The sequence below is a fragment of the Pseudomonas tensinigenes genome (assembly GCF_014268445.2).
GTDB classification, from domain to species: Bacteria; Pseudomonadota; Gammaproteobacteria; order Pseudomonadales; family Pseudomonadaceae; genus Aquipseudomonas; species Aquipseudomonas tensinigenes.
Genome location: NZ_CP077089.1, coordinates 1,508,026 through 1,520,326, shown reverse-complemented (window position 1 = coordinate 1,520,326; position 12,301 = coordinate 1,508,026). Strand labels below are relative to the sequence as shown.

Below are 12,301 nucleotides of genomic sequence, written 5' to 3'. Positions count from 1 at the left end.
CGCTTTCGCGAGCAGGCTCGCTCCCACAGGGGGAATGCATTTCAATGTGGGAGCGAGCCTGCTCGCGAAGAGGCCATCAGCCCCACCGATCAAACCTCAGGTTTAATGCGATCCGCCGGACGCCGAACACCCGCGACAATCTTGTCCACAGCCTTGGTCGCCGCGACCATGCCGAACGTCGCCGTGACCATCATCACCGCACCAAAACCACCGGCGCAGTCCAGTTTCACCCCATCACCGACAAAACTCTTCTGCAAACAAATGCTGCCATCCGGTTTCGGGTAACGCAGTTGCTCCGTGGAAAACACGCACGGCACGCTGTAATGACGGGTCACGGTGCGCGAAAAACCATAATCGCGACGCAACGTCGAGCGCACTTTCGACGCCAACGGATCGTTGAAGGTGCGGTTGAGATCGCACACCTGAATCAGCGTCGGATCAATCTGCCCGCCCGCACCGCCAGTGGTGATGATCTGGATCTTGCGGCGCTTGCACCAGGCGATCAGCGCAGCCTTGGCGTTGACCGCGTCGATGCAGTCGATCACGCAGTCGATGTTCGGCGTGATGTATTCGGCCATGGTGTCGCGGGTGACGAAATCCGCCACGGCGTGCACGGTGCAATCCGGGTTGATCCCGCGCAGACGCTCGGCCATCACTTCGACCTTGGGTTTGCCGACGGTGCTGTCCAGCGCATGCAACTGGCGGTTGGCGTTGCTAACGCAGACGTCATCGAGGTCGAACAGCGAAATCTCGCCGACGCCACAGCGGGCCATGGCTTCCGCCGCCCAGGAACCGACGCCACCGACGCCGACGATCGCCACATGGGCCGCGCGCAGGCGCTCCAGGCCTTCAATGCCATACAAACGGGCGATGCCTGCAAACCGCGGATCTTCTGTACTCATGACCATTACCCCAAAAACCGGCGCGCATTATAGGGCTATGCGGCGACAAGTTCTAAACATCAGCTACAAGTGTAAGAACTTAAGTCAAAGTCGGCTGCCCAATGTCGGGCATTTCCATGTCTGATGTACGACTTGTGAACTGCCGGTGTAGGATGCGCGCCCCTCGGGCGTCTAGCCGACCGATCCTTCGTTCCACAGCCTTTGGAACCCGAAATAGCTATGTCATCGCGTAAATTTGGACTCAACCTGGTGGTGGTTCTGGCAATCGCCGCCCTGTTCACCGGTTTCTGGGCGCTGATCAATCGTCCGGTTTCCGCGCCGAACTGGCCGGAGCAGATCTCCGGTTTCTCCTATTCGCCATTCCAGCAGGGCCAATACCCACAGAAGGATCAATATCCGTCTGACGAAGAGATGCGCCGCGACCTGGAGATCATGAGCAAGCTGACGGACAACATCCGCATCTACTCGGTCGACGGCTCGTTGCAAGACATCCCCAAACTGGCCGAAGAATTCGGCCTGCGCGTGACCCTGGGGATCTGGATCAGCCCCGACCAGGAACGCAACGAACGGGAAATCACCCGCGCCATCGAACTGGCCAACACTTCACGCAGCGTGGTGCGCGTGGTGGTCGGTAACGAAGCGATCTTCCGTAAGGAAATCACCGCCCAAGAGCTGAGCGTATTGCTCGATCGCGTGCGCGCTGCGGTGAAAGTGCCGGTGACCACGTCCGAGCAATGGCACGTCTGGGAAGAACACCCGGAACTGGCCAAGCACGTTGACCTGATCGCCGCCCACGTTCTGCCGTACTGGGAGTTCATTCCGGTCGACAAGGCCGGGCAGTTCGTTTTCGATCGCGCCCGCGACCTGAAAAAGCTGTTCCCGAAAAAACCATTGCTGCTCTCCGAAGTCGGCTGGCCGAGCAACGGCCGCATGCGCGGTGGCGCCGATGCATCGCCGGCGGATCAGGCGATCTACCTGCGCACTCTGGTCAACAAACTCAACCGCCAAGGTTTCAACTACTTCGTGATCGAAGCGTTCGACCAGCCGTGGAAGGCCAGTGACGAAGGTTCGGTCGGCGCCTATTGGGGCGTGTTCAACGCCGCGCGCCAGCAGAAATTCAACTTCGAAGGCCCGGTGGTGGCGATTCCGCAATGGCGTGTGCTGGCAGTCGGTTCGGTGGTGTTGGCGTTGCTGTCGCTGACCCTGCTGATGATCGACGGCTCGGCGTTGCGCCAGCGTGGGCGGATCTTCCTGACCTTCATCGCGTTCCTTTGCGGTTCGGTGCTGGTGTGGATCGGTTACGACTACAGCCTGCAATACAGCACGTGGTTCAGTTTGACGGTCGGCTTCCTCTTGGCGCTCGGTGCGCTTGGGGTGTTTATCGTCTTGCTGACGGAGGCCCATGAACTGGCCGAAGCGGTATGGATTCACAAGCGTCGACGCGAATTCCTGCCGGTCGAGGGCGACTCCAGCTATCGCCCGAAAGTGTCGATCCACGTGCCTTGCTACAACGAGCCGCCGGACATGGTCAAACAGACCCTCGACGCACTGGCAGCGCTCGATTATCCGGACTACGAAGTCCTGATCATCGACAACAACACCAAGGACCCGGCGGTGTGGGAACCGGTGCGCGACTACTGCGCAACCCTCGGCCCGCGCTTCAAGTTCTTCCACGTCTCGCCGCTGGCCGGTTTCAAGGGCGGCGCGCTGAACTACCTGATCCCGCACACCGCCAAGGATGCCGAAGTGATCGCCGTGATCGACTCCGATTACTGCGTGCACCCGAACTGGCTCAAGCACATGGTGCCGCACTTCGCCGAACCGAAAATCGCTGTGGTGCAGTCGCCGCAGGATTACCGCGATCAGAACGAAAGCACCTTCAAGAAGCTCTGCTATGCCGAATACAAAGGCTTCTTCCACATCGGCATGGTCACCCGTAACGACCGTGATGCGATCATTCAGCACGGCACCATGACCATGACCCGCCGCTCGGTTCTGGAAGAATTGGGCTGGGCCGACTGGTGCATCTGTGAAGACGCCGAACTGGGTCTGCGCGTGTTTGAGAAAGGCCTGTCGGCGGCGTACTACCACGACAGCTACGGCAAGGGTCTGATGCCGGATACGTTTATCGACTTCAAGAAACAGCGTTTCCGCTGGGCTTACGGTGCGATCCAGATCATCAAACGTCACACCGGCAGCCTGCTGCGCGGCAAGGACACCGAACTGACGCGCGGCCAGCGTTATCACTTCCTCGCGGGCTGGTTGCCGTGGGTCGCGGACGGCATGAACATCTTCTTCACCGTCGGTGCGCTGTTGTGGTCGGCGGCGATGATCATCGTGCCGCAGCGGGTCGATCCGCCGCTGCTGATCTTCGCAATCCCGCCTCTGGCGTTGTTCGTGTTCAAGGTCGGCAAGATCATCTTCCTCTACCGTCGCGCCGTTGGCGTGAACCTGAAAGATGCCTTCTGCGCGGCACTGGCCGGGTTGGCGTTGTCGCACACCATCGCCAAAGCGGTGCTGTACGGCTTCTTCACCAGCAGCATTCCGTTCTTCCGTACGCCGAAAAACGCTGACAACCACGGCTTCTGGGTGGCGATTTCCGAAGCGCGGGAAGAGCTGTTCATCATGCTGCTGTTGTGGGGCGCGGCGCTGGGGATCTTCCTGGTCAACGGCATGCCGAGCAACGACATGCGCTTCTGGGTGGTGATGTTGCTGGTGCAGTCGCTGCCGTATCTGGCCGCGCTGATCATGGCGTTCCTGTCGTCGTTGCCGAAACCGGCGGCTGCACCGGAGCCGGCGCCGGTCGTCTAAATCCTCATCGATGCACTAAACGGCGGCCAATGGTCGCCGTTTTGCTTTAAGATAACCGCCATTTTGCGGGGCTTGGCGTGATACGCGGTGTAACCGACCGAACCCAATCCCTGTGGGAGCGAGCTTGCTCGCGAAGGCTTTGTAACATTCAACCCTTATGTTGCCTGATACACCGCATTCGCGAGCAGGCTCGCTCCCACATTGGCCCTCGCTCAAATTCATGACCCCGGAGTTTTCCATGACGGCCCACGCCGACCTTTCGCCGACCCTCCAACTCGCCATCGACCTGATCCGCCGTCCGTCTGTGACGCCGGTCGACGCCGATTGCCAGAAGCAGATGATGCAGCGCCTGGGCGATGCCGGTTTCACTCTCGAGCCGATGCGTATCGAAGATGTGGATAACTTCTGGGCGACCCACGGCAACAACGACGGCCCGGTGCTGTGCTTCGCCGGCCACACCGACGTGGTGCCGACCGGCCCGGTCACCGCGTGGCAGATCGACCCGTTCAACGCGCTGATCGATGAACACGGCATGCTCTGCGGCCGTGGCGCGGCGGACATGAAAGGCAGCCTGGCGTCGATGACCGTCGCCGCCGAGCGCTTCGTTGCCGACTACCCGAATCACAAGGGCAAGGTCGCGTTCCTGATCACCAGCGACGAAGAAGGCCCGGCGCACCACGGCACCAAGGCTGTGGTCGAGCGTCTGGCTGCACGTAACGAGCGTCTGGACTGGTGCATCGTCGGCGAACCGTCGAGCACCACTTTGGTTGGTGACGTGGTGAAAAACGGCCGTCGCGGCTCGCTGGGCGCCAAGCTCACGGTCAAAGGCATTCAGGGTCACGTCGCCTATCCACACTTGGCGAAGAACCCGATCCACCTCGCTGCTCCAGCGCTGGCCGAACTGGCCGCCGAGCACTGGGATCACGGTAACGATTTCTTCCCGCCGACCAGTTTCCAGATTTCCAACGTCAACTCCGGCACCGGCGCGACCAACGTGATTCCGGGTGATCTGGTGGCGGTGTTCAACTTCCGCTTCTCTACCGAATCGACCGTCGAAGGCCTGCAGAAACGTGTGGCCGATATTCTCGACAAGCACGATCTGGACTGGCATATCGACTGGGCGCTGTCCGGCCTGCCGTTCCTCACCGAACCGGGCGCACTGCTTGACGCGGTGTCGGCGAGCATCAAGGACATCACCGGTCGCGAGACCAAAGCGTCGACCAGCGGTGGCACCTCCGATGGCCGCTTTATCGCGACCATGGGCACGCAAGTGGTTGAACTGGGCCCGGTCAACGCGACCATTCACCAGGTCAACGAACGCGTGCTGGCAGCCGATCTCGACGTACTGACCGAGATCTACTACCAGACAATGATCAAGTTGCTCGCCTGATGCTTGCTTGCCCCATCTGCAATGAACCGCTGAATGCGGTGGACAACGGCGTGGTCTGCCCCGCCGGCCACCGCTTCGACCGTGCGCGCCAGGGTTACCTGAACCTGCTGCCGGTGCAGCACAAGAACAGCCGCGACCCTGGCGACAACCAGGCCATGGTCGAAGCGCGCCGCGATTTCTTGAACGCTGGCCATTACGCGCCGGTGGCCAAGCGTCTGGCCGAGCTGGCGGCGAGTTACGCGCCGGATCGCTGGGTCGACATCGGCTGTGGCGAGGGTTATTACACCGCGCAAATTGCCGAGGCCTTGCCGAACGCTGATGGCTACGCGCTGGATATTTCCCGCGAGGCGGTCAAACGCGCCTGCAAGCGCAACCCGGCGATTAGCTGGTTGATCGCCAGCATGGCGCGTGTGCCGTTGGCATCGGGCAGCTGCCAGTTTCTCGCCAGCGTTTTCAGTCCTTTGGATTGGGAAGAAGCCAAGCGTCTGCTCAGTGTCGGCGGCGGTCTGATGAAAGTCGGCCCGACCAGCGGCCACCTGATGGAACTGCGCGAACGCCTGTACGACGAAGTGCGCGAATACACCGACGACAAGCATCTGGCCCTGGTGCCGCAAGGCATGGCGCTGGCGCACAGTGAAACCCTGGAATTCAAGCTGACGCTGGACAGGCCCGAGGATCGCGCCAACCTGTTGGCGATGACACCCCACGGCTGGCGCGCCAGTGCCGAGCGTCGTGCGGCGGTGATCGAGCAGGCCGAGCCGTTCGAGACCACCGTGTCGATGCGCTACGATTATTTCGTTCTTCAATAACTTTTGGTCTCGGGCGAGTGCCCGGGGCCGGCTAAATCCGCGAATGGATTTTTCAGACCCGCAGTGAGGACATCCATGCGCCAACCGGACATCGAGATTTACCTGAAAGACGCCGACGTCGACCACAAGGCCATTTCGGCCTGGCTGGGCGCCGCGCTGGGCCCGTGCAGCGACTGGGTACAGAAAGGCCAGACTTACAAGTGCAAGGCCGGCAACGTGCCGGTGACCTGGCTGCCGAAAGCCGTGGGCAAATGGAACAGCCTGTACCTGGAAAGCGACCAGACCCCATGGGACGACGACATCGCCTGCGCCCGTGCAGCGTTTGCTGCGCTGAACGTCGAAGTGCGTTGCGCACCGGGCACGTGGGTTGAAGAAGAAGGTGAGGAGACGGCAGATCGCTGGATTCGCATCAGCGCAGACGGTGAAGAAGAAATCACCTGGAAAACAGCATAAAAGCAGCTGCAAGTTACGAGCTGCAAGCTGCAAGTCTCAAGTTGAACTGCTTGTAGCTTGCAGCTTGTGACTTGCAGCTCGAAGCTGCTTTTACAAGCCTACAACATCCTCAGCCTGCAAACCCTTCTCGCCAGTAATCACCGCGTATTCGACCTGCTGGCCTTCAGTCAGCGACCGATGCCCTTCGCCACGAATCGCGCGGTAGTGCACGAACACGTCCACCCCGTCTTCGCGCTGGATAAAGCCGTAGCCCTTGGCGTCGTTGAACCACTTCACGTTGCCGGTTTCACGTGTTGCCATCTGTTCATACTCCTTTTTTATTATTGAACAGGCTTTTCGCAGGAAAGCCTTTGAGGAACGTCAGCCTGTGTCCGACGTCCATAAAGGGCCCCGGCGACAGACCGCCGAGTATATGACAGGCGCGAAAACTCTCAACAGGAGATTACTTCGCCGCTTTTTTGCCGATTTTCGTCCAATACGGCACACTATCGACCGCCCGAGCAAACGCTCGGTTTTATCCACTCATGCAGAAGCCGTATGACCCGTTCTCCGTTCCGCCGTCTTGTGTTTGGCACCCTGCGCCGACTGTTGTACCTCTGGGTTCGCTCGGAGACGATCAACCAGTCGTCGTTCACCCTCAACCTCGACCGCAGTCGTCCGGTGTTCTACGTCCTGCAAAACCCTTCGCTGACCGATCTGGCCGTGCTCGACACCGAGTGCACCAAGGCCGGCCTGCCGCGTCCGGTGCTGCCGGTGTCGGTGGGTTCGCTGATCGAACCGGCGGCGTTTTTCTACCTGACGCCGGATCCGGACTGGCTCGGTCGCCAGGACAAACGCGGCGCACCGCCGACCCTGACGCGTCTGGTCAGCGCCCTCACCCAGAACGCTGCCGAAGACGCGCAGATCATCCCGGTCAGCGTGTTCTGGGGCCAATCGCCGGACAGCGAAAACAGTCCGTGGAAGCTGTTGTTCGCCGACAGCTGGGCCGTTACCGGGCGTTTGCGTCGCTTGCTGAGCATCATTGTTCTCGGGCGTAAAACCCGCGTGCAGTTCTCCGCGCCAATTCACCTGCGCGAGCTGATCGAACACAACAAGGGCCACGAGCGCACCGTGCGCATGGCCCAGCGCATCCTGCGCGTACACTTCCGCAATCTGAAAGCGGCGGTCATCGGCCCGGACATTTCCCACCGTCGCAATCTGGTCAAAGGCTTGCTCAACCAGCCACTGGTCAAGCAAGCGATCCTCGACGAAGCCGAGCGAGAAAACATCTCCCCCGAGAAAGCCAAGGCTCAGGCCTTGCGCTACGGCAACGAGATCGCCTCGGACTACACCTACACCGCGATCCGTTTTCTGGAAGTGGTGTTGAGCTGGTTCTGGAACAAGATTTACGACGGCATCAAGGTCAACCACATCGAAGGCGTGCAGAAAGTCGCCCAGGGTCACGAAGTGATCTATGTGCCGTGTCACCGCAGCCACATCGACTACCTGCTGCTGTCGTATCTGCTGTTCCGCAACGGCCTGACCCCGCCGCACATTGCCGCCGGGATCAACCTGAACATGCCGGTGATCGGCAGCCTGCTGCGCCGTGGCGGCGCATTCTTCATGCGTCGCACGTTCAAGGGCAATCCGCTGTACACCTCGGTGTTCAACGAATACCTGCACACCCTGTTCACCAAAGGCTTCCCGGTCGAATACTTCGTCGAGGGCGGCCGCTCGCGCACCGGACGCATGCTGCAGCCAAAAACCGGCATGCTCGCCATTACCATGCGCAGCTTCCTGCGTTCGTCGCGCATGCCGATCGTGTTTGTGCCGGTGTACATCGGTTATGAGCGCGTGCTGGAAGGTCGCACCTACCTCGGCGAACTGCGCGGGGCGAGCAAGAAGAAAGAATCGATCTTCGACATTTTCAAAGTCATCGGTGCGCTCAAACAGCGTTTCGGTCAGGTCGCGGTGAACTTCGGTGAGCCGATCAAACTGGCGGAATTCCTCGACGCCGAGCAACCGGACTGGCGCCAGCAGGAACTCGGCCCGCAGTACAAACCAGCGTGGCTCAACGAAACCACCAATCGCCTCGGCGAGAAAGTCGCGCAGCATCTGAACGAAGCGGCGGCGATCAACCCGGTAAATCTAGTGGCGCTGGCGCTGCTGTCGACCACGCGTCTGGCGCTGGACGATCGCGCGATGGCGCGGGTGCTCGATCTGTATCTGGCGCTACTGCGCAAGGTTCCGTACTCGCCACACACTACGCTGCCGGAAGGCGACGGCCGCGCGTTGATCGAGCATGTGAAGGACATGGATCTGCTCGCCGAGCAGAACGATGCGCTGGGCAAGATTCTCTATCTGGATGAGCAGAATGCCGTCCTGATGACCTACTACCGCAACAACGTGCTGCACATCTTCGCCCTGCCGGCACTGCTGGCGAGCTTCTTCCAGAGCGCCTCGCGCATGAGCCGCGAACAGATCCTGCGCTACACCCGCGCGCTGTATCCGTACCTGCAATCGGAACTGTTCATTCGCTGGACGCTGGACGAACTGGACGGTGTGGTCGATCAGTGGCTGGACGCATTCGTCGAGCAAGGCCTGCTGCGTTTCGAGAAGGATGTTTATCTGCGTCCGGCGCCAAGCTCGCGGCATTTCGTCCTGCTGACGCTGCTGTCGAAAAGCATCGCGCAGACCTTGCAGCGCTTCTACATGACCGTGTCCTTGCTGCTCAACAGCGGCCAGAACAGTATCAGCGCCGAAGAGCTGGAAGACCTCTGCACCGTCATGGCCCAGCGCCTGTCGATCCTCCACGGCCTGAATGCGCCGGAGTTCTTCGACAAGAGCCTGTTCCGCCACTTTATCCAGACCCTGCTCGACCTCGACGTGCTGCGTCGCGACGAGGCCGGCAAACTGAGTTATCACGAACTGCTCGGCGAACTCGCCGAAGGTGCGGCCAAACGTGTGTTGCCGGCGGAGATTCGCTTGTCGATCCGCCAGGTGGCGCTGCATCGCAGTGAGGATGCTGCAGATCAGGTCGTCGCCCAACCCGAGACCTGATGCAAACCTGGTGGGAGTGAGCTTGCTCGCGAAGGCGGAGTGTCAGTCGACATCTCAGTGACTGAAATACCACTTTCGCGAGCAGGCTCGCTCCCACAATTGAATGGAGAACACCATGAAAAAACTGACTCTGCTCGCCGCCGCTACGCTGTTGAGCGCCTGCCAATCGACCAGTCCCGCCGGCAAGGTCGGCCTCGACGGTGAAGTGTTCTACCTGCAGCGCATCGCCCTGCCTCCGAGCGCGACCCTCAGCGTCAGCCTGCAGGACGTTTCGCTGGCCGATGCGCCAGCCGTGGTGCTGGACGAGCAGAAAGGCCCGGTCAAAGGCCAGGTGCCGCTGCCCTTCCACTTGAGCTACGATCCGACGCAGGTCAAACCCGGCCATCGTTACTCGGTCAGCGCGCGCATTGAAGTCAACGGCGAACTGATGTTCATCACCACCGAAAACCACGCCGTGCAACTCGACGGCAACGACCCGCAGCCGCTGAAAATCCGCGTCGACGCCGTTCGTTAATTCATTTTCTGCCTCAAGGAAGCCGCCATGCTCCGCCCTACCCTTCGCTTCGCCGGCCTGTGCGCAGGCCTGATGATCTCCGCCAGCGCGCTGGCCCTGTCGCTCAGTGACCTGTCGCAAAAAGACGCCACCGGCGGCCTCAAGGATGCCCTGACCCAAGGCGCACAAATTGCCGTCAAACAACTGGGCACCCCCGGCGGCTTTAGCAACAACCCGGACGTGAAGATCGAACTGCCGGGCAAACTCGGCAAAGCCGCGAGCAAAATGAAAGCCTTCGGCATGGGCGCTCAGGTTGAAGAACTGGAAACAGCCATGAACAAGGCGGCGGAAAGCGCTGTAACTCAAGCCCAGCCAATCCTCGTCGACGCCGTGAAAAAAATGAGCGTGGAAGACGCCAAAGGCATCCTCAGCGGCGGCAAGGACTCGGCCACGCAATACCTCGACAAATCCAGCCGCGAACAGATCCGCGCCAAGTTCCTGCCAATCGTCAAGCAAGCGACCGACAAGGTTGGCGTAGCGCAGAAGTACAACTCGTTCGCGGGCCAGGCTGCTGCGTTTGGCGTTGTCGATGCGAAGAGCGCCAACGTTGAAAACTACGTCACCGAGCAAGCGCTGAATGGCCTGTTCGAAATGATCGGCAAACAGGAAGAAACCATCCGCCAGAACCCGGCCGCTGCGGCGACCAGTCTGGCGAAGAAGGTGTTCGGGACGCTCTAAGCTGTCACAACATGGGGGCGAAGGAATTCGCTCCCGTGCTTCCATCCACCTACAGGATTACGTAAAAAGAACACCCACTCCCGCCCCATCTTCCTTCGTTCAAAAACTCGTAACTCGTCTAATCCGTCTAGTGCCGACGCCGCCTCGCTATGCGAGCAAGCAAAATTCTCAGCCACATTGCTCGCGGTGAACTCCTTCGCCACTCCGTTTTTGGCCACCTCGTACAACGCGCGTTGTTTTTCCGTGAGTTGATCAAAGAAGCCGCAATTCTTCAGCCTGCGCTCGAACTCTTCGGTGCACCCCACGCTCTTGCGGTAAACATCAGTAAACCCGAGCACCGCTCGCTGGATCACCGAACACTGGAATTCGATGAAGTACGTCAGATCCAGCTCATCCGCCTCGGTATGCAGGTATGAACGTCCATATTTCACCGGTGCATTACGCAGTAACAAACTGATCGCTATGTAGCGAAACGCCGCAAACTCGTTCTTGAACATGAACCAGTAAAACAACGCCCTGGCGACCCGCCCGTTACCGTCGCGGAAGGGATGTTCGTAGCCCAAGGCAAAATGCAGCGTGATCGCCTTGATCAGTGGATGCAGGTAGCTCGTCTCTTGCGGTGAGCCTTCGGGCAGATTGATCCAGTGCGACAGTCGCTCAAGCCGCGACACCAATCCTGCTGCAGGTGGTGGCCGGTGCACCGTGTCGCCCGCCCCGTCCTGAACGACCACCTCGTCATTGGCCCTGAACACCCCTGGGGAATACTGCTCGTCATCGATACCCTCGACCCCCACCCGATGAATCGCCGCAATCAACTCCACGCTCATCGGTTCGTAACGCCTCTCCCAGGCGAAATTCATCATCCGGTAATTCCCCATCACCATGCGTTCATCCGGAGTGCGGGGCTGGCGCTGCTGCTTGAGCATGTCCTTGGCCACACGCGTAGTCGTCGCAGCGCCTTCCAGCTGACTGCTGGCGATGGCTTCATCTTCGATCAAATCGTTAAGCAGATAACTGAAATGCGCCCGCTCGCCGATCTGGCTGGTCATATATTCCAGCGCCGCAGTACTGGCCTGTCGATCCACGATGGAGATGGTTTTCTGTGCCAACGGCGTCAACAGATACTTGCCCCACTGCACAGGCTCGCCCAGTGGCAGAAGGTTAATGTGCTGGGCAGCGCGTGCCTTCTTGACCAAAGCCCAGCACAGTCTGGCATCCAGCCCTGGCGCCCAGCGATAACGCAACGCTTCAAATGGCAGATAACGACCTTGATCATCGAGCGGCTTGAGCAGCGCAAGATAATCCTCCAGACGATGCTTCTGGGGCGGGCGCACCAACAAGTCGAAAACGGGGTCGGTTCTGCCTTTCAATGCTGGCGGCTTTTTCATCAAGACAAACTCAGGAAAGCTGTAAAGCAGAGGCTGGAGTACAACATCCGAGGCAATCTGGCTCAAGATCAGAGGCTTCTGAAAAAGATGTAGGAAGTGGCGCAGGTAAAGCGGGCTATGGGTCGTCAGCTAGAGACTGGTCGGCGATCAGGCTCGCACACAGTTGAACTGAGTACACCTGCAGAAAACAGGTCGGCTGTCAGGCCGCCTTCGCGAGCAGGCTCGCTCCCACAGTCGAACTGAGTACACCTGTGGAAAACAGGTCGGCTGTCAGGCCG

General features: G+C 60.0%; 10 protein-coding genes. 7 read left to right on the top strand and 3 right to left on the bottom strand.

The window, feature by feature from the left end:
• Positions 1-89: 89 nt before the first annotated feature.
• Positions 90-908 carry a tRNA cyclic N6-threonylcarbamoyladenosine(37) synthase TcdA gene (gene tcdA, locus HU718_RS06570; RefSeq protein WP_095119300.1) on the bottom strand — a complete coding sequence of 273 codons (819 nt, stop codon included), beginning with the start codon at positions 906-908 and terminating at the stop codon, positions 90-92.
• Positions 909-1,121: 213 nt separating this feature from the next.
• Here tcdA and HU718_RS06565 point away from each other — a divergent pair, with 213 nt between their 5' ends.
• The 4 genes from HU718_RS06565 to HU718_RS06550 all read left to right on the top strand — a co-directional run bounded on the left by HU718_RS06565 (position 1,122) and on the right by HU718_RS06550 (position 6,365).
• Positions 1,122-3,713, top strand: a complete 2,592-nt coding sequence (locus HU718_RS06565) for a glycosyltransferase (protein WP_186612480.1) — start codon at positions 1,122-1,124, stop codon at positions 3,711-3,713.
• A gap of 238 nt (positions 3,714-3,951) precedes the next feature.
• On the top strand, positions 3,952-5,103 hold the full coding sequence (dapE, locus tag HU718_RS06560; RefSeq protein ID WP_110720122.1) for a succinyl-diaminopimelate desuccinylase: 1,152 nt from the start codon (positions 3,952-3,954) through the stop codon (positions 5,101-5,103).
• Positions 5,103-5,912, top strand: a complete 810-nt coding sequence (locus HU718_RS06555) for a putative RNA methyltransferase (protein WP_186612478.1) — start codon at positions 5,103-5,105, stop codon at positions 5,910-5,912. The genes dapE and HU718_RS06555 overlap by 1 nt, the downstream gene beginning before the upstream one ends.
• Before the next feature lie 75 nt (positions 5,913-5,987).
• Positions 5,988-6,365 carry a hypothetical protein gene (locus HU718_RS06550; RefSeq protein WP_064364265.1) on the top strand — a complete coding sequence of 126 codons (378 nt, stop codon included), beginning with the start codon at positions 5,988-5,990 and terminating at the stop codon, positions 6,363-6,365.
• A gap of 90 nt (positions 6,366-6,455) precedes the next feature.
• On the opposite strand, the gene HU718_RS06545 is transcribed toward HU718_RS06550, so the two are convergent.
• Positions 6,456-6,665, bottom strand: coding sequence for a cold-shock protein (locus HU718_RS06545; RefSeq protein WP_007908870.1), 210 nt, complete (start codon positions 6,663-6,665; stop codon positions 6,456-6,458).
• Between the two features lie 237 nt (positions 6,666-6,902).
• Here HU718_RS06545 and plsB point away from each other — a divergent pair, with 237 nt between their 5' ends.
• The 3 genes from plsB to HU718_RS06530 all read left to right on the top strand — a co-directional run bounded on the left by plsB (position 6,903) and on the right by HU718_RS06530 (position 10,635).
• Positions 6,903-9,404 carry a glycerol-3-phosphate 1-O-acyltransferase PlsB gene (gene plsB, locus HU718_RS06540; protein ID WP_186612476.1) on the top strand — a complete coding sequence of 834 codons (2,502 nt, stop codon included), beginning with the start codon at positions 6,903-6,905 and terminating at the stop codon, positions 9,402-9,404.
• A gap of 115 nt (positions 9,405-9,519) precedes the next feature.
• Positions 9,520-9,918, top strand: coding sequence for a YbaY family lipoprotein (locus HU718_RS06535; RefSeq protein ID WP_095119306.1), 399 nt, complete (start codon positions 9,520-9,522; stop codon positions 9,916-9,918).
• 27 nt (positions 9,919-9,945) lie between these two features.
• Positions 9,946-10,635, top strand: coding sequence for a DUF4197 domain-containing protein (locus tag HU718_RS06530; RefSeq protein ID WP_016985113.1), 690 nt, complete (start codon positions 9,946-9,948; stop codon positions 10,633-10,635).
• On the opposite strand, the gene HU718_RS06525 is transcribed toward HU718_RS06530, so the two are convergent.
• Positions 10,632-12,023 (bottom strand): Fic family protein, encoded by a 1,392-nt coding sequence (locus HU718_RS06525; RefSeq protein WP_186612770.1) that lies wholly within the window; start codon positions 12,021-12,023, stop codon positions 10,632-10,634. The genes HU718_RS06530 and HU718_RS06525 overlap by 4 nt on opposite strands.
• Positions 12,024-12,301 lie beyond the last annotated feature (278 nt).

Coding starts and splice junctions, on each gene's coding strand:
- tcdA (WP_095119300.1), bottom strand. CDS start 908: ATGGTCATGAGTACAGAAGATCCGCGGTTTGCAGGCATCGCCCGTTTG.
- HU718_RS06565 (WP_186612480.1), top strand. CDS start 1,122: ATGTCATCGCGTAAATTTGGACTCAACCTGGTGGTGGTTCTGGCAATC.
- dapE (WP_110720122.1), top strand. CDS start 3,952: ATGACGGCCCACGCCGACCTTTCGCCGACCCTCCAACTCGCCATCGAC.
- HU718_RS06555 (WP_186612478.1), top strand. CDS start 5,103: ATGCTTGCTTGCCCCATCTGCAATGAACCGCTGAATGCGGTGGACAAC.
- HU718_RS06550 (WP_064364265.1), top strand. CDS start 5,988: ATGCGCCAACCGGACATCGAGATTTACCTGAAAGACGCCGACGTCGAC.
- HU718_RS06545 (WP_007908870.1), bottom strand. CDS start 6,665: ATGGCAACACGTGAAACCGGCAACGTGAAGTGGTTCAACGACGCCAAG.
- plsB (WP_186612476.1), top strand. CDS start 6,903: ATGACCCGTTCTCCGTTCCGCCGTCTTGTGTTTGGCACCCTGCGCCGA.
- HU718_RS06535 (WP_095119306.1), top strand. CDS start 9,520: ATGAAAAAACTGACTCTGCTCGCCGCCGCTACGCTGTTGAGCGCCTGC.
- HU718_RS06530 (WP_016985113.1), top strand. CDS start 9,946: ATGCTCCGCCCTACCCTTCGCTTCGCCGGCCTGTGCGCAGGCCTGATG.
- HU718_RS06525 (WP_186612770.1), bottom strand. CDS start 12,023: ATGAAAAAGCCGCCAGCATTGAAAGGCAGAACCGACCCCGTTTTCGAC.